Below are 24,533 nucleotides of genomic sequence, written 5' to 3'. Positions count from 1 at the left end.
AAAGAAAAACCCGTTATCATGATAATAACGGGTTTTTGATTTAATACAGAAATTATTTTAATTCTACAGATGCGCCAAGTTCTTCTAATTTTTCTTTTAGAGCTTCAGCGTCTTCTTTAGATAATCCTTCTTTAACAACTTTAGGAGCGTTATCTACGATTTCTTTAGCTTCTTTTAAGCCTAAACCAGTTACTTCTTTAACTGCTTTAACAACTTTAATTTTTGAATCTCCAGCTGCAGTTAATTCAACGTTGAATTCAGTTTGTTCAGCTTCTGCTTCTCCACCAGCTGCGCCAGCTGCTGCTACAGGAGCTGCTGCTGTTACACCAAATTCTTCTTCAATAGCTTTAACTAAGTCGTTTAATTCTAATACTGACATTTCTTTAATTGATTCGATAATTTTTTCATTAGACATGATATATTTCCTCCAATAATTAATTTTTATTTTGTACTGATATTATTCAGCACTTTCTTCTTTTTGTTCTCCAACAGCTTTAACTGCGTAAGCAAAGTTACGAACTGGAGCTTGTAATACAGATAGTAACATAGATACAAGACCGTCTTTTGATGGTAATGAACCGATAGTGTTAACTTGTTCTGCACTTACTACGCTTCCTTCAATAACACCTGCTTTGATTTCTAATGCTTCGTTTTGTTTAGCGAAGTCAGCAAGAATTTTTGCTGGTGCAACAACTTCTTCATTTGAGAAAGCAATTGCGTTAGGACCAGTTAAGAATTCTTCTAAACCTTCGATTCCAGCAGCTTCAGCAGCACGACGAACTAAAGTATTTTTGTATACTTTATATTCAAGACCAGCTTCACGTAATTGTTGACGTAACTCTGTAACTTGCGCAACTGATAAACCACGGTAATCTACAATAATTGTTGAAACTGAGTTTTTTAATTGTTCAGCAATAGCATCAACTTTTTGTTGTTTGATTTCAACGATTTTTGAATTAGACATCTCTACACCTCCATAGTATTTATATCGTGCTTTTATGATGAGGTATCTCAACAAAAAAGCACTTTTTACCCACGGCAAAAAGTGCTTGAAATTTATACGTTCAAGTCAATTTAAGCCTCGGTAGGATAGCCTTTTAAGTTCCAAAAACGAACTCCTACTGTCTTAGGTTAAATATTACACATTCAAAACTATAACGCGTTTCAGATGTGAAGTCAATATATTTTTATTATTATAATTTAAAGTTTGAAGTATCTACTTTGATACCAGGGCCCATTGTTGTTGTTACAGCAACAGACTTGAAATAAGTACCTTTAGAAGATGATGGTTTAGCTTTTGTTAATGTATCTTGGATAGTTTTGAAGTTATCAACTAACTTCTGCTCATCGAATGATACTTTACCAATAGAAGCATGAACAATACCAGATTTTTCAGCACGGTATTCTACTTTACCTGCTTTAATTTCTTCGACTGCTTTTTTGATATCCATTGTAACTGTACCAGTTTTAGGGTTTGGCATTAAACCTTTAGGTCCTAATACGCGACCAAGTTTACCAACTTCACCCATCATGTCAGGTGTTGCAACAATAACATCAAATTCAAACCAACCATCGTTGATTTTGCTGATGTATTCTTCACCTACATAGTCTGCTCCAGCTTCTTCTGCTTCTTTGATTTTATCGCCTTTAGCGAATACTAATACTCGTTGTGTTTTACCAGTTCCGTGTGGTAATACTACTGCTCCACGGATTTGTTGGTCGTTTTTACGAGTATCAATGCCTAAACGAAATGCAACTTCTACAGAAGCATCAAAGTTTACAGTGCTTGTTTCTTTTGCTAATTTCATAGCTTCTTCTACTGAGTATAATGAAGAACGATCAACTTTAGCAATTGCTTCTTGATACTTTTTACCTTTTTTAGCCATTTTGTTTTCCTCCTTTAGTGGTTTTAGCGGAATGTTACCTCCCACGTGCATCGTCTATTAGACAATGCAATAGCAGACAGCGAATTAGCCGCCTGCTTAAACTTTAAAATCTCAATTATTCTACGACAATTCCCATGCTGCGTGCAGTACCTTCAACGATACGGATTGCTGCTTCTTCAGATGCTGCGTTTAAGTCAGGCATTTTAGTGTTAGCAATTTCACGTACTTGGTCTTGAGTTACTGTAGCAACTTTAGATTTGTTAGGTTCACCAGAACCTTTTTCTACTTTAGCTGCTTTTTTAAGTAATACTGCTGCAGGTGGTGTCTTAGTGATGAAAGTAAATGAACGATCTTCAAATACTGTAATTTCAACTGGAATGATTAAACCTGCTTGCTCTTGTGTACGAGCGTTGAATTCTTTACAGAATCCCATAATATTCACACCGGCTTGACCTAATGCAGGACCAACTGGTGGTGCTGGGTTTGCTTTACCTGCAGGTATTTGCAATTTAACTACTTTGATTACTTTTTTAGCCACGATGTGCACCTCCTTGATATCGTGATGTGGTCATGGGGTAATGATATTTTACCCTCCCACTCTTCATTTCCTAATGAAATGGTTGCGCATAGTCCGAGCGCGACCTTTAAATAATAACATTGAAACAATTAATTTTCAAGTGTTTTTTTACAACTTTTCAATTTGGTCAAATTCTACTTCAACAGGTGTTTCTCTGCCGAACATGTCAACAAGTACTGTTAATTTATACTTTTCAACATCTATCTCTTTTATTTCACCAATTTGGTTCGTAAATGGTCCACTTGTAACGCGAACTTGTTCTCCTAATTCTACTTCTACGTCGACGGTTTTTTCAGACATACCCATCTGTTTCAAAATGAATTTAGCTTCATCTGGTAATAAAGGATTTGGCTTAGAACCTGCGCCAGCTGACCCAACAAAGCCAGTTACACCTGGCGTATTTCTGACAATATACCAAGATTCGTCGGTCATAATTAATTCTACTAATACATAACCAGGGAATGTTTTCTTAAGTTGTGTCTTAGCTTTACCATCTTTAATTGATGTTTCTTCTTCTTCAGGGATTACAACTCTAAAGATCTGTTCTTCCATGTTCATTGTTTCGACACGTTTCTCAAGGTTTGTTTTCACTTTATTTTCGTAACCTGAATAAGTGTGCACTGCGTACCAACGTTTAGCGCCTATATCTTCTGACATTTTGCCACTCCTTACTATTTAATCAAATTAATTAACTCTGTAATTCCTAAATCTAATGCGTAGAAAAAGATTAAGAAGAAGATTACAGTACATACTACTACTGTTGTATATTTAACAAGTTCTTTGCCAGTCGGCCAACTTGTTTTTTGCATTTCTGATTTTACGCCTTGAAAGAAGTTTTCTTTTTTAGCCATTGATTTTCCTCCTTTATATGGATTCTTTATGCAATGTATGCGTATTACAAGTTTTACAAAACTTTTTTAGCTCTAATCGTTTATCTGTTTCTTTCTTAGGGACTGTATAATTTCTCGCTCCGCATTTTTCGCAATTTAAAGGGACTTTTCTCATATTCTCACCTTATTCATTCTAATCCTAGATTAATATACAAAACAAAACACCTAGTTGTCAAACAACACAGAAACGATTTCTTGCTTATTTAATCTATTTTTTAGCCGGTATTGTGCATTGTATATGTGTTTGATAGGTACATTAAGCTCTTTCGATATTTCTTTTTTACTTTTCCCTTGCATCGTACAGTTTACAATCCGAGATTCAAAAGCATTTAACCCTATTTCTTTTATAAATGACGAACAAAAATGATTAAATATTATCATATCTTCAAATGAGTGATGTTTATTATCTACAACTTTATCAATTAAATAATCTACTTCGTATTTATTTGATCTATCAATTGTGAGCATTTTTGTATGAAACTGTTCCTTTTCACTTGTGGCTTTACGTATAAAATCTATTTTAGCATTTTTAATAATGTCGTTAACACAATGAGAAAAAGGTTGTGGTTGCTCTATATCATAAGTTAGCACTTGTTTATACAATTTATATCTCACTATCTGTGCGATATCTTCACAATCTTCTTTAGATATATTAAGCATTTTAATTCGTTTCATTATATCTTGATCATAAACTTCCAATAATTGATTAAAGCAATCGACTTGGCCTCTTTGAATTGTTTGAATCCAGTTTAAAGTTTGATTCTCTTTAATTGTATCATGCATGTTGTTCATTCCTTGTTCATAAGTATTGAACACATTTTACAGATTCAATTATTATTAAATCAAACTGCATTTTTTAATATTACTTATTGTTTCTACGCCATTTTTCGAATTGTTGTAGTACTTCATCAGGCAAATGTAATCTATTTCTAGGTGTCTTTGTTTCTATATCTGATAAATGTTTCGTTACCACAGATTCTTGCCTCGCTATTGTTGACCACATCTCTCTCGATGATATCCGATAAGCACCTGTCCCAAAAATAGCGTGTTGCTCACTCATATCACTCGTTACAACTGTAATATGTGTAATATGCTTTCTATACAAATCATAAGTTAATCTTTCAATATAACTATCTGCCGTTTCTTTCCCTTTTGTATATACTATTTTGACACCGTGTTTTATTTCTATTGTTTCTGTTCCTTCAACACCATAAGCGTCAAAGACAACAATCATCTCTCCGTCATGTTGTGTATTATAGTTAATAAGTGTGATTAACAATTTGTCCCTTGCTTCTTCTAATGAGACTTTCGCAGTCTCGGATAATTCTTTTGATTGTCCTATCAAATTATAACCATCAATAATCAAATAGATATCTTTCATTATTCTTGTCCTATCGGGTGCCTTTTTCTATATACTTCATACATAAGAAGACTGGCTGCAACGGACGCATTAAGGCTATTAACATGCCCAACCATAGGCAATTTAATATAGAAGTCACACTTATCTTTAACTAACCTACTCATACCTTCTCCCTCACTACCTATCACAATAACTAATGGCATATTAACATCCATTTGTCGATAATCCGTTGCATGTTTAGCATCAGTACCAGCTATCCAATAACCAACTTCTTGTAAACGCTCCATTGTACTCGGTAGATTCGTAACACGAATAACAGGTACATGCTCAATAGCACCTGTTGAAGCCTTAGCTACAGTAGCATTTAATTGAACGGACCTTCTTTTAGGAATAATAATTCCATCGATACCTATTGCATCAGCAGTTCTCATAATTGAACCTAAATTATGAGGATCTTCTAATCCATCCAACATTAACAGACAGGGTTGATGTTCAATATCTTTTGTTTCAGATATAAAGTCTTCTAATTCTTTATAAGGATAAGGTGCTATTTGTGCAGCTATACCTTGGTGTGGGACGTCTGTAAGGTAGTCTATTTTTGATTTCGGTACTGTTTGAACAACGATTTTCTCTGATTTTGCAATCTTTAAAATATCGTTAATTTGTTTTTTATTGATACCTTCTTGGATTAACACTTTGTTAATTGTATGGCCAGAAGTAATCGCTTCTTTCACAGCATGTCTCCCGACAATTATTGAATCATCCATTTGTATTCACCCTTTCTTCTGTAATTTCTATCATTTTATTAATTAACAATTCTAAACGCTCTATCTCATCATTTAAATATAAATAACCGATAACCGCTTCTATCGCAGAACTTTTACGATATGTTTGTATATCCGTATTCTTTGCTTTTGTATAACTTTTTGCATTACGCCCACGTTTAATAATAGCTAACTCTTCCTCATCGAAAAAATCTTCTTCTAGCAAAACGTTTAAAACATACGCTTGCCCTTTTGCGGATACATATTGTTTAGATAGTTGATGTAGACGGTTAGGCTTCCCTTTAATTTTCAGGATAATATACTTTCTTACATAAGTATCTAGTATAGAATCTCCCATATATGCTAATGACAAGGGGTTTAACATTTTTATTGATTGCTTATCCACGTTTAAACCTCACACCTTGAGGCGTATCTTCAAGGATAATATTTTGTTCTTTTAGCATATCTCGAATTTCATCAGCACGTTGGAAGTTTTTAGATTTTCTAGCTTCGTTTCGTTCTTCAATTAGTTGTTCGATTTCTTCATCTAATAATTCAGCATGTTCTTTACCATATAAAGGTACACCTAAAACATCACTAAAGATTTGGTAAACTTCTTTAAAGTATTCAATCGTTCTAACTGATGTCGCATTCTCTAATAAATACTTGTTTGCAAGTTTGTTTAAATCATACCAAGCAGTCATTGCGTTAGCTGTATTAAAGTCATCGTCCATATACATTTCAAAATCTTTCAACGCTTGGTCGATACCTTCGATATATTGATTCGTTTCGTCTTCTTTAAGCAAAGCATGTTCTTCTCTATCCACTAAAGATTTGTAACTGTTTCTGATTCTTTCTAAACCTTTTTTAGCTGCCTGTACTAAATCTAAATCATAGTTAACTGGACTTCTATAATGTGCACCAACCATAAAGAATCGTAAAACATCTGGATCAATTTCCTTAATAATATCATGCACTAAAATAAAGTTACCAAGAGACTTACTCATTTTTTCATTATTAATATTTACAAATCCGTTATGCATCCAGTAGTTAGCAAATGTTGTATCACTATGTGCTTCAGATTGTGCAATTTCGTTTTCGTGGTGAGGGAACTGAAGGTCTGTTCCTCCTGCGTGTATATCAATTGTATCACCTAAATGTACATGAGCCATGACAGAACATTCTATATGCCAACCAGGGCGTCCTGGTCCCCATGGGCTGTCCCACTTAATTTCACCAGATTTAGCTTTTTTCCAAAGTGTGAAATCTAGTTCATCTTCTTTTTGTTCACCTGTTTCAATTCTAGCTCCAACTTTCAAGTCATCAATAGATTGGTGGCTCAACTTGCCATACCCTTCAAAACGACGTGTACGATAATAAACATCTCCACCACTTTCATAAGCATAACCTTTATCGACTAATACTTTTATAAACTCGATAATGTCATCCATATGGTCCATAACTCTTGGATTTGAAGTACCTCTCTTACAATTTAATGCCCCAGTATCTTCGTAAAATGCTTGAATAAAACGATCTGCTATTTCTGGAACTGTTTGACCCAATTCATTAGCTGTTCTAATTAATTTATCATCAACATCAGTAAAGTTAGATACATAATCTACTTCATAACCTTTATATTCTAAATAGCGTCTAACAACGTCAAAGGCTACTGTCGACCTTGCATTTCCAATATGAATATAATTATAAACAGTAGGGCCACATACATACATCTTAACTTTGCCCTCTTCAATTGGTATAAATTCTTCCTTTTGTCTTGTTAGCGTATTATATAACGTAATCATCAACAATCTCTCCATTCTTCGTCTTTTCAAGTTGACGTTCTAATTCTTTTAATTGTTCATAAATTGGATCTGGTAAGTTAGTATGATTGAAGTTTTTACCAACTTTCATACCATCTTGCTTAACAATCCTGCCTGGGATACCTACTACTGTTGAGTAATCAGGAACATCTTTTAACACAACTGAATTGGCACCAATGTTTACGTTGCTGCCAACTTCTATATTGCCCAGTACTTTAGCACCAGCAGCAATCAATACATTATCACCTATATCTGGGTGTCTTTTTCCGCGCTCTTTACCTGTACCTCCGAGGGTAACGCCTTGATAAATTGTCACATTGTTACCAATTCGACATGTTTCACCAATCACAATACCCATTCCATGGTCTATAAATAATCTCTTTCCTATCGTAGCACCAGGATGAATTTCCACTCCAGTAAAAAATCGTGAAATTTGTGAAATTGATCGAGCTATAAAATACATTTTTTTCTTAAAAAACCAATTAGCAATCAAATAACTCCATATTGCATGTAGCCCTGAGTAAGTCATAACAATTTCAAATGAAGATCTTGCAGCAGGGTCCTGATCAAACACCATTTGAATATCATCTTTGACTCTTTTAAACATCTCTTTCCCCCCTCAGATATCAAAAAGGCACCTCTAACAATTTTTGCTAGAGGTGCCTTTTGCACGGTTCCACTCTTGTTTAGCATATATCTATGCTCACTCATTTAAATATATAAATTTTCATTCAATAAAGGTGCATTCATTTATAAATGTGGCACATTTTCACCAACCATGTGCTCTCTTATTTCACATTTATTAAATTACTTGGCCTTTAAGTATTTAATATCATAGTTTTTTATTTACAAAAAATCAAATAATACGTTTTAATCTACTTAACACTTTATCTCTACCTAATAATGCTATTGTATTAGGTAATTCAGGTCCATGTGTTTGTCCAGTTACCGCTACACGAATAGGCATGAATAACTGTTTACCTTTAACACCTGTTTCTTTTTGAACTGCTTTAATTGATTTCTTAATTTCAGCTGGTTCATCAAAAGGCTCTAAACTTTCAAATTGTTTAATAAGCTCAGTCATGACAGTAGGAACTTGTTCACCGTTTAAGACTTCTTTAGCTTCATCAGAGAAATCTAAATGTTCTCTGAAGAACAACTCAGATAGCGGTACAATTTCACCTGCGTAGCTCATTTGCTCTTGATATAAAGCAACCAAGTCTCTAGCCCAAGACAATTCTGCTTCTGATGGACTTTCTGGTAATAATCCTGCTTTTACCATGTGAGGGATTGTCATTTCAAATACAGTTTCAGAATCTTTTTCCTTCATGTATTGGTTATTGATCCACTCTAATTTTTTCTTATCAAAGAATGCTGGAGATTTAGATAGTCGTTTTTCATCGAAGATTTTAATGAATTCTTCTTTAGAGAAAATTTCTTCTTCGCCTTCTGGAGACCAACCTAACAATCCAATGAAATTGAATAAGGCTTCAGGTAAGTAACCTAAATCTTTATATTGTTCGATAAATTGTAAAATTTGTCCATCACGTTTACTTAATTTTTTACGTTCTTCGTTAACAATCAATGTCATATGAGCAAATTTTGGCGTTTCAAATCCAAATGCCTCAAAAATCATAAGTTGTTTAGGTGTGTTTGAAATGTGGTCGTCCCCGCGGATTACGTGAGAAATTTCCATATAATGATCATCAATAGCAACAGCAAAGTTATATGTTGGAATACCGTCTTTCTTAACGATAACCCAGTCACCTATACCGTTTGAATCAAATGATACTTCACCTTTAACGATATCATTAAATGTATATGTTTTATTTTGAGGTACTCTAAAACGAATACTAGCTTGTCTACCTTCCGCTTCGAAAGCTTTCTGTTCTTCTAGAGTTAAGTGTGCGTGTTTACCACCATAACGTGGCATTTCACCTCTAGCTATTTGTTCTTCACGTTCTGCTTCTAATTCTTCCTGTGTCATGTAACATTTATAAGCTTTATCTTCAGCTAGTAATTTATCAATAAGTGGTTTATAGATATGGCCACGTTCTGATTGACGATAAGGGCCGTATCCTCCGTCTTTATTGACAGATTCGTCCCAATTTAAACCTAACCATTCAAGGTTTGAAAATTGTGAAGACTCTCCGTCCTCTAAGTTTCTGGCTATATCTGTATCTTCAATACGTATAACAAAGTCCCCATCATAATGTTTAGCGAATAAATAATTAAATAATGCGGTTCTTGCGTTACCGATGTGTAAGTAACCAGTTGGACTTGGCGCATATCTTACTCTTACTTTGTTACTCATCGTCTCACTCCTGTTTTTAATCTTTATTTGTTAATAATACCACAGCTTGTGCTTGTATGCCCTCTTCTCTTCCTAGAAATCCTAATTTTTCATTTGTTGTCGCTTTCACATTAACATCTTCTATTGATACTTCGAAAATTGTAGCAATCTTATCTCTCATGTTATCAATATGTGGTCTAAATTTAGGTTTCTCAGCAATTATTGTAGCATCCACATTTCCTAGTTGGTATCCCTTTTTTAAAACTTGTTGATAAGCCTCTTTTAATAATATTTTCGAGTCTGCATCTTTAAATGTTTGATCGGTATCTGGAAACAACTTACCAATGTCACCTAAACTTGCAGCACCTAAAATAGCATCTGTAATAGCGTGTAACAATACATCTGCATCGCTATGTCCTTTGAGCCCTTTAGTATGTTCTATTTCAATTCCACCGATAATAAGCGGTCTATTTTCATCGAATTCATGTACATCATATCCATAACCTATTCTAAACATCATGAATACCTCGTCTTTCTATTATTGATTCTGCTATCACTAAGTCTTCAGTTGTTGTTATTTTAATATTATCGTAATCTCCACTGAGGACGTGGACTTTAAAACCAGCTCTTTCAACTAAAGATGCGTCATCTGTACCTACAAAAGATTCCGAATCCGCTAATTGATATGCTTTTAAGATGATTTCTCTTTTAAAAGATTGAGGTGTTTGGACTTGCCATACCGTTTCGCGTTGATAAGTTTCTTCTACAATACCATTTATCACTTTTTTGATTGTATCTTTAGCTTGAACCGCTAAAATAACAGCACCATGCTCTAAAGTATCTTCGTATAGTTGTTCTACTTTTTCTTCTGTTACAAAAGGTCTAGCTCCATCATGTACAATAACAACTTCAGTATTTACTAATACTTTTAACACTTCATAAATACTATGCTGTCGTTCTTTACCTCCTGGTATAATACCAGCCACTTTTTGAAAGTCTTTTAAATGTTTTTCCATTATATTGACCTCTTCAGGGTGGGCAGCAATAAAGATTTGTTCACATGACTTCATATTTTCAAAAACTGAAACTGTTCTTCTTATAATCGTTTCACCTTTGATTTTTAAAAATAATTTATTAATATCCTTACCCATTCTCTTCCCTTGACCAGCAGCTGGTATTATAACTGTAAAACCCACGCTAAGACACCTTCTTCGCAAAAATAATTCTTCCAGATGACGTTTGTAATAGACTCATTACTTCTACAACTATTGTTTTGCCGATATATTCTCTAGCTTTTTCAATAACAACCATTGTACCGTCATCTAAATATCCAACACCTTGGCCATCTTCTTTTCCTATTTTAGTAATAAGTAATTCGAACTGATCGCCTTGATGCACAATTGGTTTAATTGCTTCAGACAAATCATTAACATTTAAAACTTTAATACCTTGTACAGAACACACTTTATTTAAATTATAATCTGTCGTAATAATACTTGCGTTATATTTTTTAGCTAAAACAATCAATAGTGCATCTACATCTTTATGGGTAGAATTAGGTTCAATGATAGAAATAGGAAAATCAGTATCCTTCAATGAATTTAACATATCTAAACCACGTTGTCCTTTATCTCTTTTTAAACTATCTTTTGAATCAGCAATAACTTGTAGTTCTTCAATTACGCCTTGAGGGACTAATATTTCACCGTCTAAAAATTGGCATTTCACGACATCAAGTATACGTCCATCAATAATGGCACTAGTGTCTAACAATTTAGCGTTTCTCGCAGTAGTTTGTCTTGTTAATGAGTTCGAAATATTCTCTGGGAACAACCTAAGAATTTCTTCACGCTTTTGTAACCCAATTTGAAAGCCTAAATAACATAAAAAAGCAGCAATAATAATAGGTAATATATGTTTCAATACGGGAGCGCCAATCATTTCCAATATAAACGAAACCATTACAGCAATCATTAGACCAATCATAACACCAATAGTTGCGAAAAATATTTCTAAAATACTTCTCTTTAACAAATATTTTTCACCTTGATCAGCCATATACACAATTTTATCGATTAAAAAACCAAACAGCAGAAATATAACGACTGCCCCGATTAGACCATCAATATATGGGTTAGTAAGTACCTCTTTAGGTTGTATACTAAAAGCGTTAATCAACTCAGGAATAACTAGAATACCGACCGAGGATCCTATAACTAAATAACATAGAATGATGAGGGCTTTTAAAATTTTCATACGTCAACCTCCTAATGGTTTCTATGCATTAAAGGCAATTTTCAATGCTTCTCTTGTTGTAGAAACACCAATAACTTGTGTGCCTTCTGGGAACTCTAAACCTTTTAAATTATTTTTCGGTACGATGATGCGTTTAAAACCTAGTTTAGCCGCTTCCTGAACACGTTGGTCAATTCTAGCAACCCTTCTTACTTCTCCAGTTAAGCCGACTTCACCAACAAAACAATCGTCTCCTTTTGTTGGTTTATCCTGAAAACTAGATGCTATTGCTATTATAATACTTAAGTCAACTGCTGGCTCACTTAATTTAACACCACCAGCGATTTTAATATATGCATCTTGTTGCTGTAGTAAGAAATTTTCTTTCTTTTCAAGTACTGCCATCAACAAGCTCAATCTATTATGGTCTATACCAGTAGCCATCCTTCTTGGATTATGGAAAGTTGTTGGCGTTACTAATGCCTGTACTTCAACTAATATCGGTCTCGTTCCTTCCATAGTTGCAACAATAGTCGAGCCAGCCACATGTTTTGTTCTTTCTTCTAGGAACATTTCCGAAGGATTTTTCACTTCGTTTAAGCCAGTTTGTTTCATTTCAAATATACCCATTTCATTTGTTGAACCAAAACGGTTTTTAACTGCTCTTAATATTCGATAAGCGTGATGTGTGTCCCCTTCAAAATATAATACGGTATCCACCATGTGTTCTAGCAATCTAGGACCTGCAATTTGTCCATCTTTCGTAACATGTCCAACGATGAATGTTGCTATATTCATTTGCTTAGCAATATGCATTAAATTCTGTGTACATTCTCTCACTTGAGATACTGAACCAGGAGCCGACGTAACTTCTGGATGGTATATAGTTTGTATTGAATCTATTACTAATACATCTGGCTTTTCTTTTTGAACCATACTATGAATAATTTCTAAGTTTGTTTCAGCGTATACATTTAGTTCGCCTGAATCTTCAACGAGTCTTTCTGCTCTTAATTTAGTTTGTCTTACCGATTCCTCACCAGAGACGTAAAGTACGTTTTTCTGTTGTGATAGAGCGGCACAAATTTGTAATAATAGTGTCGATTTACCGATACCCGGATCTCCACCTATTAATACAAGCGATCCTTCTACTACTCCGCCGCCTAATACGCGGTTAAATTCATTAATTTTCGTTAAAATTCTAGGTGTGTCTTCATCTTTAATGTCTTTTAATTTTTCTATTTTTTGTGCTGGTACATCTGATTTAAATGTATTTTTAGGCCCTTTTGTTTCTTTATGTTCTATTGTTTCTTCCATTTGATTCCATGCGCCACAATTAGGACATTTGCCCATCCATTTTGGCGATTGGTACCCACAGGCTAAACATTCAAATATTACTTTCTTTTTCGCCATTCATGATACCTCCGTGTTAATTGAATAGTTATATTTTAAACTTGGCAGACTTGAAAAACAAATTTATATACTTTTTTCTAACAATAAAAGTCCGCAAACCTTTATTATATATGGTTTGCGGACTCATTATATTATTTAAGTTAAAATTTTCTATTTTATACTTTTGAAGTTTCTTCTTCTGATTCATCTTCTTTATGATCTGATAAATCAAATTTAAATTCGTCATCGCGATAATCTACTACAACGTCTTTACCAACTAAATCTTGACCAGACAAGATTAATTCACTTAGATTATCTTCAACATTTTTTTGGATTGAACGTGTTAAAGGTCTAGCACCATATTCAGGGTCAAATCCTTCGTCTGCTATTTTCTCTTGAGCTGAGTCAGTTAAGCTAATATGAATACCTTGTTCTGATAAACGTTTAGTTAAATCGCTAGCCATCTTAGAAACAATTTCTTTAAGATGTGGTTTTTCTAGTTTGTGGAATACAATGATGTCATCTACACGGTTTAAGAACTCTGGTCTAAATTGTTGTTTTAATTCGTCCATCATTGTTTTTCTAATCGTTTCATAGTCTGGACCACTATCTTTAGCAGCGCCAAAGCCAACGAATTTAGCATTTTGAAGTTCTTGTGCACCTACGTTTGATGTCATTATGATAACTGTATTTCTGAAATCCACTTTACGTCCTTTAGAATCTGTTAAGTGACCATCATCTAATACTTGTAACAAGATATTAAATACATCTGGGTGAGCTTTTTCAATTTCATCGAATAATATAACTGAATATGGTTTACGTCTTACATTTTCAGTTAATTGTCCACCATCATCATGACCAACATAGCCTGGAGGAGAACCAACTAAACGACTGACAGAGTGTTTTTCCATAAACTCACTCATATCTACTCTAATCATTGCGTCTTCTTCACCAAACATTGCATCCGCTAATGTACGTGCAAGTTCCGTTTTACCTACACCAGTAGGTCCTAAGAAGATAAAGCTACCAATTGGTCTTTTCGGATCTTTCAATCCAGCTCTCGCACGTCTAACTGCTTTAGAGATAGATTGTACTGCATCATTTTGACCAATTACACGATTATGAAGAATAGATTCTAGGTTTAGTAATCTTTCTGATTCAGTTTCATTTAATTTCGTAATTGGAACACCTGTCCAATTTGCTACTACAACTGCAATATCTTCAGCTGTTACGCAAGTGTTTTTCTCGCCTTGGACTTTTTTCCATTCATTTTTAGTCTCTTCTAATTGTTTTTCAAGTTTTGTTTGTTTATCTCTTAAATTAGCTGCATTTTCAAATTCTTGAGAGTGTACAGCTGCATCTTTTTCTTTTTTAACTGTTTCTAATTCCGCTTCAAGTTCTTTTAGACTTGGTGGTGTTGTATAATTTCTAAGTCTTACTTTTGAACTTGCTTCATCAATTAAATCAATTGCTTTGTCTGGTAAGAAACGGTCTGAGATATAACGGTCACTCATAGTTACTGACGCTTCAATTGCTTCATCTGAAATATTGATGCGGTGATGTGCTTCATAACGATCTCTTAAACCTTTCAAGATTGCAATTGAATCTTCATTAGTAGGTTCGTCAACAGTAACTGGTTGGAAACGTCTTTCTAATGCTGCATCTTTTTCAATATATTTACGATATTCATCTAAAGTTGTCGCACCAATACATTGTAGTTCACCGCGTGCTAGAGCAGGTTTTAGTATATTAGAAGCGTCTATAGCGCCTTCTGCTCCTCCAGCGCCAATTAACGTGTGTAACTCATCGATAAATAGCACAACGTTGCCCGCTTGGTGAATTTCTTCCATTACTTTTTTCAGTCTTTCTTCGAATTCACCACGATATTTTGTTCCGGCAACAACTGTACCCATATCTAATGACATGACACGTTTACCTTTTAATGTTTCTGGTACTTCGTTCTGTATGATTGCTTGCGCTAAACCTTCTACAATCGCAGTTTTACCTACACCAGGTTCACCGATTAGTACAGGGTTGTTTTTAGTTCTTCTACTTAATACTTCTATTACTCTTGTAATTTCATCTGAACGGCCAATTACTGGATCTAATGTACCGTCTTCTGCAATTACAGTTAAATCTCTAGCTAAACCATCTAATGTTGGTGTTGCTTGATTTTTAGTAGCTTGAGCGTTTTTAGAGCCTTGTTCAGGACTACCTAGTGATTTCACTACTTGTGCTCTTGCTTTTGTAATATTTAAATCTAAATTAGCAAATACACGAGCTGCAACGCCTTCATTTTCTCTAATAAGACCTAATAATAAGTGCTCTGTACCTACGAATGTGTGATTTAATTTTCTTGCTTCATCCATAGATAGTTCGATCACTTTTTTAGCTCTAGGTGTATAATGAATTGCGCCAACTTGCTCTTGTCCTTGGCCAATTAAATTTTCTACTTCTTTTGTTACTTTTTCTTCAGTAATACCAAAAGCATCTAATACTTTTGCTGCGATACCTTCAGGCTCTTTCATTAAACCTAAAAGTAAATGCTCTGTGCCTATATTTGAATGGTTTAATCTCATTGCTTCTTCTTGTGCATGTGCTAAAACACGTTGTGCACGTTCTGTTAATCTACCAAATAGCATAAACTAACCTCCTATTTATTTATATGTTTTCTCTTAAAAATGTTGCCCGTTTTTCGTTTACTGAAACGTCTTCTTCTTCATTTTCAAAGAATGGTGTCTGTATTGTAACCATTAAATGATCAAAATTAAAGTTTTCCCTCTCGATATGACCTAAATCAATACCAAGTTTCATTTCACTTAAGCGAAGTGACGCTTCTTCAACCGACATTAATTGTGCTGATTGGAGTATACCTTTTGCTCGATGTACTCTATCTTTTGTTTCCATATGATTAAAGCGATTAAGTCTATTTCTAATTTGTTCTTCTTCGTGTATGATTTGTTCTACAATTTGCGTCAAATCTTCTATTATTTCTTGTTCGGTTTTACCTAAAGTTAATTGATTAGAAATTTGATATACATGGCCTAAAGCACCTGTACCTTCACCATATATACCACGAATTGTATAACCAAATCGATTAATCGCTTGGCCAATTCTTTTCATTCGCTTCATTATACTCAATCCAGGTAAATGCAACATTACACTTGCTCTCAAACCTGTTCCGATGTTCGTAGGACAAGTTGTTAGAAAACCGTGTTGTTCGTCATATGAAATTGTTAAATGCTTGTCTAACTCATCATCAAGTTTAGACGCTGTTTCATATAGTTCATTTAATACAAGATTATTACCCATCACTTGGATTCTTACATGATCTTCTTCATTTATCATCACGCTTGTCGATTCATCTTCGTTTAATAGAACAGCAGCACCGTATTCTTGTTTCGTTAATGCTGGACTAATAAGATGTTTAAAAACCAATTTGTTTTGTTCAAGTTCAGATAAATCTGATAAACGAACTAATTTTAAGTCTGATAAAGCTTTGCTCACTTTATCAATTACCCTATTGCCTATTTTGTCATCTTCAAATTTGAGCGGATGAACTTCATCTTGAAGGTTTCGAGCAAGTCTAATACGAGAGCTCATGATGATTGGTGAATTTGTCTTCTCTTTCATCCAATCACTAATGTGCTCATTTATATGTTCTTCCATTCTACTTGACCTCGCCTTCTGCTTTCAAAGCTTTAATTTCATCTCTAACAACTGCTGCGTCTTCAAAAGCTTGTTCTTCTATCAAACCTTGTAAGACTTTTTCTTTTTCAGCTATTTGTTGTTTAAGTTGTATTTTACTTCTTGATGAAACTGGTATTTTACCTGTATGCTCACCGCTACCAGCTTGAACTCTTCGGATGATTTGAGGAACATCATCTTTAAACGTCTCATAGCAATCATGACAACCGAATTTTCCGACTTTAGCTATATCAGTTAAAGTCATACTACAAGTTGGACAGCGCTTCTCTTCTTGAGGCTCAACCTTTTTAAAGTTTATACCGTGCTTACCTACAAGATATTGTAAAAATTGATTCACAACAAATTCTTGGTCTAAATTTTGATCATTTACGTGATCGTCTTGAAAATAAAAATGTTCTGAAGCACAACTTTTACATATCCATTGCTCTGTTTTATGCTTCTTTCCTGCAGATGTTAATTGAATTGTTGCTTCTTCTTTACCACAAATTTCACAAAGCATACTGTCACTCCTTTTTAATTATAATGTATGACTGCCAATATTCGTTTCAATATATTTGCTCGAATAATATCTCTAAATGGTATTTCTATTTGTAAAGTATCTCTGTGTATACTTTGTATAATCATTTTCTTTTCTCTATCTGTTATTAATTTGTTTTCGTACAAACCATCAACGATTCTAAATGCATTTGCTTGAGAGATTTCATCGCCAACTAAATCTATTAAATGTCTAATGAACGCTGACTGACTATTTGTCTCGACTTTGGATATACGAATATATCCACCGCCACCTCTTTTACTTTCTATGGCGTAACCATGTTCATTAGTAAACCGTGTTTTAATGACATAATTTAATTGCGAAGGTACACAATCAAACTTCTCAGCAATATGTGCACGTTTGATTTCGACGACCTCACCTTGAGCTTCTTCAAGCAACTGCTTTAAGTATTGCTCAATGATATCCGACATATTGTGCATTAATCATCACCTCTTTTGACCTTCTTTGACTATATTATATGTTCTGCTGTTTATTATTTCAATTAATTTGTTTCTTAAAAAAATTATTATTTTTGTGTACCGCTTTCATAAAAAATAAGTTATGATATAAGATAGGTTATTAAAGAGAATAATTCTTGGGAAAGGTGTGTGTGTTATGCATTTTATTATCGGGATTATCGGAATATTAGTATTCCTATTTCTAGCATGGGTAGTAAGTTCTGATAAGATGAAAGTAAGATGGCAATACATAGGATTAATGATTGTAATCCAATTTTTATTTGCATTCTTACTATTAAAAACAACAGGTGGATTAACTGTTATCGGTGGTATATCGAACGGCTTTAGTTATATCATTGACAAAGCAATGGAGGGTATTAACTTCGTCTTTGAAGGCGTCGCAAATATCGATCCAAAAACGAACAAACCTGTTTCAGTATATTTCCTTAACGTACTGATGCCGATTGTATTCGTTTCAGCGCTAATTGGTATCTTACAATATATTAAAGTTTTACCACTTATTATTAAATACTTAGGGTTCGTTATTTCTAAAATTAACGGCATGGGTAAACTAGAATCATATAACGCAGTTGCCTCTGCAATTTTAGGACAATCTGAAGTATTTATATCAATTAAAAAACAACTTCCTTTAATTCCTAAACACCGTATGTATACTTTAACTGCTTCAGCAATGTCGACAGTTTCAGCATCTATTATCGGTGCATATTTTACAATGGTTGAGCCTAGATATGTGGTTACAGCTATCGTCTTAAACTTATTTGGCGGTTTTATAATCGCTTCAATCGTCAATCCTTATACAGTAGATGATAAAGAAGACGACATAATGATAGAAGAGTCTGGAGAAAAACAATCATTCTTTGAAATGCTTGGAGAATATATTTTAGACGGATTTAAAGTAGCAGTTATTGTTGCAGCAATGTTAATCGGGTATGTAGCCATGATTGGTTTATTAAACGGTGTTACTGCTAATATCTTCTCATTTGTATCTGGCGGATCAATTTCTTGGGACTTCCAAACATTAATTGGATTCGTATTTGCGCCATTTGCATTCTTAGCTGGTATCCCGTGGGCTGATGCAGTCCAATCTGGTAGTATTATGGCAACAAAAGTACTTTCAAACGAGTTTGTTGCGATGGGTATTTTACCACAAGCTGAAATTTCTGAAAGAGCAAACGGTATTATTTCAGTATTCCTAGTTTCATTTGCGAACTTTGGTTCTATCGGTATCATCGCTGGTGCTGTTAAATCATTAAATGATGAACAAGGTAATAACGTTGCACGTTTCGGATTAAAACTATTATACGGTGCGACATTAGTATCGTTCTTATCAGCAACTATCGCTGGATTTTTCTTATAATATAATGAAACAGGGTGAGACTTTTATTAATGTCTCACCCTGTTTTTATTTTATTACTTGCGCATGATATTGAACGACAATTTCTTCAATAAAATATTTCATAATTTTATAATCATCTGTTAATTCCGGATGGAAAGAAATACCTAAGTATTGATTTTGTCTTACAGCTACAATTTTATCTTCAACAGTCGATAGAATATCTACATCATTATGTACTGATTGAATATGAGGTGCTCTTATAAATACAGCATTCAATGTCTCATCAATACCTTTAACTTCCAAGTATTCTTCAAAACTATCTACTTGTCTACCGAAGGAATTTCTTTCTACTGTTACATCTAATTTATTTAAATGGCTTTCTTGCCCTATTACTTCAGTAGCCAATAAAATAAGTCCTGCACATGTACCATACATAGGCAAATCACTTTTTCTTAAGGCTTCTGTAAAGCCATATAAATCCATCAACCTTCTCATTGTAGTAGATTCCCCACCTGGCAATACAAGTCCATCTAAACCACTTAATTGATCAACAGTCTTAACAGTAATGCCTTCATGTCCAGATTGTTCAATATGTTTTAAATGCTCTCTAACAGCGCCTTGTAAACCTAATACACCTATTTTCATCTTACCAACCACGCTCTTGCATACGTTCTTCTAAAGATAATTGATTAATATCCAACCCTTGCATAGCTGGTCCTAATTCTTTAGAAAGTTCCGCAATCAATTGATAGTCTTGATAATGAGTAGTTGCTTGAACAATTGCTTTTGCAAATTTTTCTGGTGCTTCTGATTTAAAAATACCTGAACCGACGAATACACCGTCAGCACCTAGTTCCATCATTAATGCTGCATCAGCAGGTGTTGCTACACCTCCAGCTGCAAAGTTTACAACAGGTAAACGGCCTAAATCTTTAATTTCTTTTAATATTTCATATGGTGCGCCAATGTTTTTAGCTTCAGTCATGATTTCATCATCGTTCATAACAATTAATTTACGCACTTCAGCATTTACTTGTCTCATATGACGAACCGCTTCAACAATATTCCCTGTACCTGGCTCACCTTTAGTACGTAACATTGCTGCACCTTCACCAATTCTTCTAGCAGCTTCACCTAAATTACGACAACCACATACAAACGGAACTGTAAATTCATCTTTTTTCAAATGGTACTCTTCATCTGCTGGTGTTAATACTTCTGATTCATCTATATAGTCTACACCCATCGATTCTAATACACGTGCTTCTGTAATATGACCAATTCTTCCTTTAGCCATTACCGGAATCGATACAGCATTCATTACTTCTTCCACAATTCGGGGATCAGCCATTCTTGCTACACCGCCTGCAGCTCTAATATCAGAAGGCACGCGTTCAAGTGCCATAACTGCGACAGCTCCTGCTTCTTCAGCTAATTTAGCTTGCTCAGCGTTAACAACATCCATGATAACGCCACCCTTTTGCATTTCTGCCATACCTCTTTTAACTTTATCTGAACCTGTAATCTTAGACATTTATTACTTCCTCCTTTTAAATCGCTTATTTGTAGGTTATACTAAATTCTGAACTGGTAAAAGTGTCAGATTTACAAAAATATAAGTGGTCAGAATGAGGGATTATTATGGAAATGCTAATGTTTAATATAAATCGCAATATCGATGTACCTATTTATCAACAACTTTATGAAAACATTAAACAAAATATTATTAATAATGTTATGCAACATAATGAAAAATTACCTTCAAAAAGACAGCTCAGTCATTACTTATCTGTTAGCCAAACTACAATAGAACATGCATATCAACTTTTAAGCGATGAAGGGTATATACATAGTAAAAATCGTTCAGGATTTTACATAAACGACATTGTGAACTTGCCAGTAACATATAAAACAAAAATTACAGACGAAGATATTCAAACTGAAAAAACATACAAATATTCATTCAAATTAGGTGCTATTGATAAAGAACATTTTCCACTAGATCAATTCAGGAAATTTTCTAAAGAGGCATTTGATTATTCACAACTTTCATTATTGGACAGTGGGCATAAGCAAGGAGATTATGAATTAAGAAAAGAAATCAGGCACTATATCTTCCATAGTAGAGGTGTTAATTGTTCACCCCAACAAATTATTGTAGGTTCATCAACTGAGCAATTACTCTCTATCATCACAGATCTTATTTCAAACTCTACTTACATGATAGAAGATCCACTTTATAAACAAGTAAGAGATTTATTGAAAAGAAAACACGTACCTTTCGAATTTATATCAGTCACTGAAAACGGTATTGATATTGAACAAATTAAAAAATTAAACAAAGAAGTCGTATATATTACGCCAAGTCATCAGTTCCCTACAGGCGTCATTATGGATTTAAAGAGGCGCACACAACTCATAAAATGGGCGTCTGAAAAGCAGACACGATATATTATCGAAGATGACTATGACTCAGAATTTAGATATAGTGGACGTCCTGTGCCTGCATTACAAAGCTTAGACAACACAGATAGCGTCATTTATGTCAGTACGTTCTCAAAGTCGATTTCCCCTTCTCTAAGAGTTGCGTATGCCGTCTTACCTAAGAAACTCATGCAACAGTATCAAAATAAAACAAATATAGAAGGTGGCACTGTGCCTAGACATACACAATATATATTGAGCCGATTTATGAATGAAGGTTTTTTTGAAAGACACCTAAATCGCATGAGAAAAATATATAGAAGTAAGCGAGATATTATATTAAATGAACTCATGAAATATCCAAATGATTTTAAAGTGTCAGGAGAATTAACAGGCATGCATTTTATATTGACGGTAGTTAATGGCTTAACCTTAGAAGAATGCTTACACCGTATAAAAAAATGTGATATAGATATTAAACCTTTAACACACTATCGATTTAAACAAAGTGATCATACTCCTCATTTTGTATTAGGCTTTGGAGGGATTAAGATAGACGAAGCTAAAGAACATATTGAAGCATTAATAAAGTGTTTGATGGGAGTATAATAAAAAAGGAGCGGGACAGAAATCTCATTTTAATAAAAAGATTTCGTAGTCCCACCCCGACAAGGATGACTAGGGTTGAAAAAAGCTTGATATAAGCGCATTTTCAATCCAGTCAGCTACTGCCATTATAATGAAAGAGAGGCTGAGACATGTATTTATGTCTCGGCTTTATAACCTATTAAATTTTGTAATTTCATGAGTTCATTTCTTATGCTTTGGAATTCTTTTAATTTTGGAAGTTCTATAATATCGTATCTGACATTAAACTCTACTTTTTTGCATATATTCTCATAAGTTGTTAAATAAAGGCCGATTTCTTCATCTGTTAAGGTGCTTAAATTACCTCTTCTATAGGCTTGCTCGAGGGTGAATGCTAAGTGTTCAACTGTGAAAATAATTGGATAAACATACTCAATTTTTTTAACATCATTATCTATTTCATTTAGTGCTGCTTGATACATTGCTTTTGTATTCATAATCTCTGTTTGCATTTCTCTAATGAGTAAAGTATCTATTAAATTAATATGATATTTATTTGATGAAAATAGTGTATGTAATAATTGTGATTGTATTCTTAATGTATTAATTATTGTTTTAGGTAGCTTTTTGGAAGCTTGCTTTCTACCTACTATTAACACTCCTATCAAACCAATAGCAGAACCAATCATAACATCAGTTATTCTCGGCAAGATAAGATAAGTATCAAAGTGTTTAGTAATCGCTGCTGACATTAATAATACGTTTGGTGTGATGAATGTGACAGCTATTGTATAATTCACTACAATGAGCAATTCTGCTGCTGACATAAGAATAGCTATTAAAATAACAATAGGCCATGTACTTGGTTCAAAATACAATATAACAACAGCTACTAATGTACCTATAATTGTGCCAAGTGTTCTTTGAAATGCCCTTTGTTCGTAGATAAAGAAGACGTACCTAATAAGACTGAGCAACATGATACCGGAATCCAGTAAGCACGTTCAAATCCTATCCCAAATGCTATAATAACAGATACGAACAAGATAATACCATACTGCATAGATTGCATTAGAACTAAAGAGTCTTTAGAAAAATTTTCTTTAATTGTTTTAGAATACATAGGTTTATGATGAATAATTTTCTTATCTATTTGAAGCTCATTTTCATTTAACAAAGCTTCAGCATCATAGATAAGCTTAACTAGTTCATTAATATAAGGATCATCCCCGTTATAATACTTAATATCATAATTTAAGTCTGATTTTCCTTCTAATCTTTCGCATATGTAATTAAGTGCGACACTTATTTCATTAGGTAAACTTTCATAACCTCTTGATGATAATTCTAAGCATTCTGACCAAATTTCATCAGCTTTTTCTTTAAGTAACAATAAGTGATTATAATCTCTTTTATTATTCCAAAATGCTTTAGCAGTAGTTAAAGTTAGCGAGGCTTGATTGATTGTATTAAGTGCTTGACTTCTTGCTTTATTAAATCGTTCACCTTTAAAATTCTCCACTAAATAAGATAAGTTTTTATAAATATTTAGTACACTTTCAGTTTCAGGCTTTTTATGATTAAAAAATGCATCAACCATTACTACTAATGCACTCACTAGACCACCACATAAAACTAATGAACCTCGTAATAAGAAGTCTTCAGGGGCTATGGGCATAATAGAAGCTATACTATAAGTTAATATAAAGAATAACGATGATGGACCTGGAACTTGTAAAGATTTAAGAATAAAATGCGCACTCATGCCTATTAAACCTAATACAAAAGCATATAAGAAAGGCGTTGTAATAGTAATGCTCCCTAGCATTAAACAGATACTTAACATTATAGATACAGTAATAACCTTTCTTATTCTCGATAGGTATGAACCATTTATAATGTATATATGACTAAATGAGCCTAAAAGAGCCGTTAAACCTAAATCAAATCGACCGACAATAACACTCGTAGACAAGATGGTAAAAACAATTATAGCTTGCATAATTGCCTTTTTAATTGCTATATTTTGCATATTTACTTTGAACATCACTTCGAAATATTTCTTCATTTATAACAACTCCTATCTTTTAAGTTTTAAGTCAAAAAAAAGAGACCTAACAGGTCTCGAGTGCGGCTCATCGCATCCATTTTATAAATATTTGCCCGGCAACGTCCTACTCTCGCGGAACGTAAGCCCAACTACCATCGGCGCTAAAGAGCTTAACTTCTGTGTTCGGCATGGGAAC

At 33.9% G+C, this 24,533-nt stretch carries 28 protein-coding genes, 1 rRNA gene and 1 other annotated feature; of the genes, 2 read left to right on the top strand and 27 right to left on the bottom strand.

Translation table 11 applies throughout. From position 1 onward, the window contains the following. Window positions 1–52: 52 nt before the first annotated feature. The 22 genes from rplL to LQ688_RS07405 all read right to left on the bottom strand — a co-directional run bounded on the left by rplL (window position 53) and on the right by LQ688_RS07405 (window position 17,900). Window positions 53–415 carry a 50S ribosomal protein L7/L12 gene (rplL, locus tag LQ688_RS07510; RefSeq protein WP_016999419.1) on the bottom strand — a complete coding sequence of 121 codons (363 nt, stop codon included), beginning with the start codon at window positions 413–415 and terminating at the stop codon, window positions 53–55. Between the two features lie 42 nt (window positions 416–457). Continuing rightward, complete coding sequence (rplJ, locus tag LQ688_RS07505; protein ID WP_016999418.1) at window positions 458–964, bottom strand: 50S ribosomal protein L10; 507 nt, start codon at window positions 962–964, stop codon at window positions 458–460. Between the two features lie 43 nt (window positions 965–1,007). Then, window positions 1,008–1,149 (bottom strand) — a sequence feature (ribosomal protein L10 leader region). 44 nt (window positions 1,150–1,193) lie between these two features. Then, window positions 1,194–1,886: a 50S ribosomal protein L1 gene (gene rplA / locus LQ688_RS07500; RefSeq protein ID WP_016999417.1), complete on the bottom strand. Its 693-nt coding sequence runs from the start codon at window positions 1,884–1,886 to the stop codon at window positions 1,194–1,196. A gap of 115 nt (window positions 1,887–2,001) precedes the next feature. Then, window positions 2,002–2,424 (bottom strand): 50S ribosomal protein L11, encoded by a 423-nt coding sequence (gene rplK / locus LQ688_RS07495; protein ID WP_016999416.1) that lies wholly within the window; start codon window positions 2,422–2,424, stop codon window positions 2,002–2,004. A gap of 147 nt (window positions 2,425–2,571) precedes the next feature. Continuing rightward, window positions 2,572–3,120, bottom strand: a complete 549-nt coding sequence (nusG, locus tag LQ688_RS07490) for a transcription termination/antitermination protein NusG (protein ID WP_016999415.1) — start codon at window positions 3,118–3,120, stop codon at window positions 2,572–2,574. Between the two features lie 14 nt (window positions 3,121–3,134). Beyond that, complete coding sequence (gene secE / locus LQ688_RS07485) at window positions 3,135–3,314, bottom strand: preprotein translocase subunit SecE (protein ID WP_016999414.1); 180 nt, start codon at window positions 3,312–3,314, stop codon at window positions 3,135–3,137. Window positions 3,315–3,327: 13 nt separating this feature from the next. Beyond that, on the bottom strand, window positions 3,328–3,468 hold the full coding sequence (rpmG, locus tag LQ688_RS07480; RefSeq protein WP_081501334.1) for a 50S ribosomal protein L33: 141 nt from the start codon (window positions 3,466–3,468) through the stop codon (window positions 3,328–3,330). Between the two features lie 50 nt (window positions 3,469–3,518). Further along, window positions 3,519–4,136 (bottom strand): sigma-70 family RNA polymerase sigma factor, encoded by a 618-nt coding sequence (locus LQ688_RS07475; RefSeq protein WP_147640582.1) that lies wholly within the window; start codon window positions 4,134–4,136, stop codon window positions 3,519–3,521. A 79-nt stretch (window positions 4,137–4,215) separates the two neighbouring features. Further along, window positions 4,216–4,734, bottom strand: coding sequence for an NYN domain-containing protein (locus LQ688_RS07470; protein WP_016999412.1), 519 nt, complete (start codon window positions 4,732–4,734; stop codon window positions 4,216–4,218). After that, window positions 4,734–5,480 carry a 23S rRNA (guanosine(2251)-2'-O)-methyltransferase RlmB gene (gene rlmB, locus LQ688_RS07465; RefSeq protein ID WP_016999411.1) on the bottom strand — a complete coding sequence of 249 codons (747 nt, stop codon included), beginning with the start codon at window positions 5,478–5,480 and terminating at the stop codon, window positions 4,734–4,736. Before rlmB ends, LQ688_RS07470 begins: the two co-directional genes overlap by 1 nt. Next, complete coding sequence (locus LQ688_RS07460; protein ID WP_239705353.1) at window positions 5,473–5,862, bottom strand: Mini-ribonuclease 3; 390 nt, start codon at window positions 5,860–5,862, stop codon at window positions 5,473–5,475. The genes rlmB and LQ688_RS07460 overlap by 8 nt, the downstream gene beginning before the upstream one ends. A gap of 13 nt (window positions 5,863–5,875) precedes the next feature. Beyond that, window positions 5,876–7,279: a cysteine--tRNA ligase gene (cysS, locus tag LQ688_RS07455; RefSeq protein WP_103268661.1), complete on the bottom strand. Its 1,404-nt coding sequence runs from the start codon at window positions 7,277–7,279 to the stop codon at window positions 5,876–5,878. Then, window positions 7,263–7,904: a serine O-acetyltransferase gene (gene cysE, locus LQ688_RS07450; RefSeq protein ID WP_103268660.1), complete on the bottom strand. Its 642-nt coding sequence runs from the start codon at window positions 7,902–7,904 to the stop codon at window positions 7,263–7,265. Before cysE ends, cysS begins: the two co-directional genes overlap by 17 nt. A gap of 249 nt (window positions 7,905–8,153) precedes the next feature. Next, window positions 8,154–9,611, bottom strand: coding sequence for a glutamate--tRNA ligase (gene gltX, locus LQ688_RS07445; protein ID WP_147640581.1), 1,458 nt, complete (start codon window positions 9,609–9,611; stop codon window positions 8,154–8,156). Window positions 9,612–9,627: 16 nt separating this feature from the next. After that, window positions 9,628–10,107, bottom strand: coding sequence for a 2-C-methyl-D-erythritol 2,4-cyclodiphosphate synthase (gene ispF, locus LQ688_RS07440; protein WP_016999406.1), 480 nt, complete (start codon window positions 10,105–10,107; stop codon window positions 9,628–9,630). Then, complete coding sequence (gene ispD, locus LQ688_RS07435) at window positions 10,100–10,786, bottom strand: 2-C-methyl-D-erythritol 4-phosphate cytidylyltransferase (RefSeq protein WP_103268658.1); 687 nt, start codon at window positions 10,784–10,786, stop codon at window positions 10,100–10,102. Before ispD ends, ispF begins: the two co-directional genes overlap by 8 nt. 1 nt (window position 10,787) lies before the next feature. After that, complete coding sequence (locus tag LQ688_RS07430) at window positions 10,788–11,846, bottom strand: PIN/TRAM domain-containing protein (RefSeq protein WP_218729475.1); 1,059 nt, start codon at window positions 11,844–11,846, stop codon at window positions 10,788–10,790. Window positions 11,847–11,867: 21 nt separating this feature from the next. Continuing rightward, a complete protein-coding gene (gene radA, locus LQ688_RS07425) occupies window positions 11,868–13,238 on the bottom strand; it encodes a DNA repair protein RadA (RefSeq protein WP_016999403.1) in 1,371 nt (456 codons plus the stop codon). Between the two features lie 155 nt (window positions 13,239–13,393). Next, entirely contained in the window at window positions 13,394–15,859 is a 2,466-nt protein-coding gene (locus LQ688_RS07420) for an ATP-dependent Clp protease ATP-binding subunit (RefSeq protein WP_016999402.1), read from the bottom strand. Window positions 15,860–15,878: 19 nt separating this feature from the next. Next, the gene (locus tag LQ688_RS07415; RefSeq protein ID WP_016999401.1) at window positions 15,879–16,886 is read right to left on the bottom strand and encodes a protein arginine kinase; all 1,008 of its coding nucleotides are present in this window, start codon (window positions 16,884–16,886) and stop codon (window positions 15,879–15,881) included. A gap of 1 nt (window position 16,887) precedes the next feature. Further along, window positions 16,888–17,424 (bottom strand): UvrB/UvrC motif-containing protein, encoded by a 537-nt coding sequence (locus tag LQ688_RS07410; protein ID WP_016999400.1) that lies wholly within the window; start codon window positions 17,422–17,424, stop codon window positions 16,888–16,890. Between the two features lie 14 nt (window positions 17,425–17,438). Then, window positions 17,439–17,900 carry a CtsR family transcriptional regulator gene (locus LQ688_RS07405; protein WP_016999399.1) on the bottom strand — a complete coding sequence of 154 codons (462 nt, stop codon included), beginning with the start codon at window positions 17,898–17,900 and terminating at the stop codon, window positions 17,439–17,441. A gap of 175 nt (window positions 17,901–18,075) precedes the next feature. Between LQ688_RS07405 and LQ688_RS07400 the strand changes: the two genes are divergently transcribed. Next, complete coding sequence (locus LQ688_RS07400; RefSeq protein ID WP_064204252.1) at window positions 18,076–19,296, top strand: NupC/NupG family nucleoside CNT transporter; 1,221 nt, start codon at window positions 18,076–18,078, stop codon at window positions 19,294–19,296. A 45-nt stretch (window positions 19,297–19,341) separates the two neighbouring features. On the opposite strand, the gene pdxT is transcribed toward LQ688_RS07400, so the two are convergent. Then, window positions 19,342–19,920, bottom strand: coding sequence for a pyridoxal 5'-phosphate synthase glutaminase subunit PdxT (pdxT, locus tag LQ688_RS07395; protein WP_103268655.1), 579 nt, complete (start codon window positions 19,918–19,920; stop codon window positions 19,342–19,344). A 1-nt stretch (window position 19,921) separates the two neighbouring features. Then, a complete protein-coding gene (gene pdxS, locus LQ688_RS07390; RefSeq protein WP_103268654.1) occupies window positions 19,922–20,809 on the bottom strand; it encodes a pyridoxal 5'-phosphate synthase lyase subunit PdxS in 888 nt (295 codons plus the stop codon). Window positions 20,810–20,916: 107 nt separating this feature from the next. On the opposite strand from pdxS, the gene pdxR reads away from it, so the two are divergent. Next, window positions 20,917–22,308 (top strand): MocR-like pyridoxine biosynthesis transcription factor PdxR, encoded by a 1,392-nt coding sequence (gene pdxR / locus LQ688_RS07385; RefSeq protein ID WP_103268653.1) that lies wholly within the window; start codon window positions 20,917–20,919, stop codon window positions 22,306–22,308. A 155-nt stretch (window positions 22,309–22,463) separates the two neighbouring features. On the opposite strand, the gene LQ688_RS07380 is transcribed toward pdxR, so the two are convergent. The 3 genes from LQ688_RS07380 to rrf all read right to left on the bottom strand — a co-directional run. Then, entirely contained in the window at window positions 22,464–23,267 is an 804-nt protein-coding gene (locus tag LQ688_RS07380) for an FUSC family protein (RefSeq protein ID WP_239705344.1), read from the bottom strand. Then, window positions 23,189–24,355, bottom strand: coding sequence for an FUSC family protein (locus tag LQ688_RS07375; RefSeq protein ID WP_239705347.1), 1,167 nt, complete (start codon window positions 24,353–24,355; stop codon window positions 23,189–23,191). The genes LQ688_RS07380 and LQ688_RS07375 overlap by 79 nt, the downstream gene beginning before the upstream one ends. A 93-nt stretch (window positions 24,356–24,448) precedes the next feature. Then, window positions 24,449–24,533 (bottom strand): 5S ribosomal RNA (gene rrf, locus LQ688_RS14120); the annotation flags it as partial.

Source organism: Mammaliicoccus sp. J-M40, from assembly GCF_022386395.1.
GTDB classification, from domain to species: domain Bacteria; phylum Bacillota; class Bacilli; order Staphylococcales; family Staphylococcaceae; genus Mammaliicoccus; species Mammaliicoccus lentus.
This window is presented reverse-complemented; position numbering and strand designations above follow the sequence as displayed.

Bases quoted from the DNA above. Each gene is read 5' to 3' on its own strand.
- LQ688_RS07400 (WP_064204252.1), top strand. From the start codon at position 18,076: ATGCATTTTATTATCGGGATTATCGGAATATTAGTATTCCTATTTCTA.
- LQ688_RS07470 (WP_016999412.1), bottom strand. From the start codon at position 4,734: ATGAAAGATATCTATTTGATTATTGATGGTTATAATTTGATAGGACAA.
- LQ688_RS07375 (WP_239705347.1), bottom strand. From the start codon at position 24,355: ATGAAGAAATATTTCGAAGTGATGTTCAAAGTAAATATGCAAAATATA.
- pdxR (WP_103268653.1), top strand. From the start codon at position 20,917: ATGGAAATGCTAATGTTTAATATAAATCGCAATATCGATGTACCTATT.
- secE (WP_016999414.1), bottom strand. From the start codon at position 3,314: ATGGCTAAAAAAGAAAACTTCTTTCAAGGCGTAAAATCAGAAATGCAA.
- ispF (WP_016999406.1), bottom strand. From the start codon at position 10,107: ATGTTTAGAATAGGTTATGGATATGATGTACATGAATTCGATGAAAAT.
- gltX (WP_147640581.1), bottom strand. From the start codon at position 9,611: ATGAGTAACAAAGTAAGAGTAAGATATGCGCCAAGTCCAACTGGTTAC.
- pdxT (WP_103268655.1), bottom strand. From the start codon at position 19,920: ATGAAAATAGGTGTATTAGGTTTACAAGGCGCTGTTAGAGAGCATTTA.
- LQ688_RS07430 (WP_218729475.1), bottom strand. From the start codon at position 11,846: ATGAAAATTTTAAAAGCCCTCATCATTCTATGTTATTTAGTTATAGGA.
- rlmB (WP_016999411.1), bottom strand. From the start codon at position 5,480: ATGGATGATTCAATAATTGTCGGGAGACATGCTGTGAAAGAAGCGATT.
- LQ688_RS07420 (WP_016999402.1), bottom strand. From the start codon at position 15,859: ATGCTATTTGGTAGATTAACAGAACGTGCACAACGTGTTTTAGCACAT.
- cysS (WP_103268661.1), bottom strand. From the start codon at position 7,279: ATGATTACGTTATATAATACGCTAACAAGACAAAAGGAAGAATTTATA.
- LQ688_RS07410 (WP_016999400.1), bottom strand. From the start codon at position 17,424: ATGCTTTGTGAAATTTGTGGTAAAGAAGAAGCAACAATTCAATTAACA.
- radA (WP_016999403.1), bottom strand. From the start codon at position 13,238: ATGGCGAAAAAGAAAGTAATATTTGAATGTTTAGCCTGTGGGTACCAA.
- LQ688_RS07475 (WP_147640582.1), bottom strand. From the start codon at position 4,136: ATGCATGATACAATTAAAGAGAATCAAACTTTAAACTGGATTCAAACA.
- cysE (WP_103268660.1), bottom strand. From the start codon at position 7,904: ATGTTTAAAAGAGTCAAAGATGATATTCAAATGGTGTTTGATCAGGAC.
- rpmG (WP_081501334.1), bottom strand. From the start codon at position 3,468: ATGAGAAAAGTCCCTTTAAATTGCGAAAAATGCGGAGCGAGAAATTAT.
- LQ688_RS07405 (WP_016999399.1), bottom strand. From the start codon at position 17,900: ATGCACAATATGTCGGATATCATTGAGCAATACTTAAAGCAGTTGCTT.
- LQ688_RS07380 (WP_239705344.1), bottom strand. From the start codon at position 23,267: ATGTTGCTCAGTCTTATTAGGTACGTCTTCTTTATCTACGAACAAAGG.
- LQ688_RS07415 (WP_016999401.1), bottom strand. From the start codon at position 16,886: ATGGAAGAACATATAAATGAGCACATTAGTGATTGGATGAAAGAGAAG.
- pdxS (WP_103268654.1), bottom strand. From the start codon at position 20,809: ATGTCTAAGATTACAGGTTCAGATAAAGTTAAAAGAGGTATGGCAGAA.
- rplL (WP_016999419.1), bottom strand. From the start codon at position 415: ATGTCTAATGAAAAAATTATCGAATCAATTAAAGAAATGTCAGTATTA.
- rplJ (WP_016999418.1), bottom strand. From the start codon at position 964: ATGTCTAATTCAAAAATCGTTGAAATCAAACAACAAAAAGTTGATGCT.
- rplA (WP_016999417.1), bottom strand. From the start codon at position 1,886: ATGGCTAAAAAAGGTAAAAAGTATCAAGAAGCAATTGCTAAAGTTGAT.
- nusG (WP_016999415.1), bottom strand. From the start codon at position 3,120: ATGTCAGAAGATATAGGCGCTAAACGTTGGTACGCAGTGCACACTTAT.
- LQ688_RS07460 (WP_239705353.1), bottom strand. From the start codon at position 5,862: ATGTTAAACCCCTTGTCATTAGCATATATGGGAGATTCTATACTAGAT.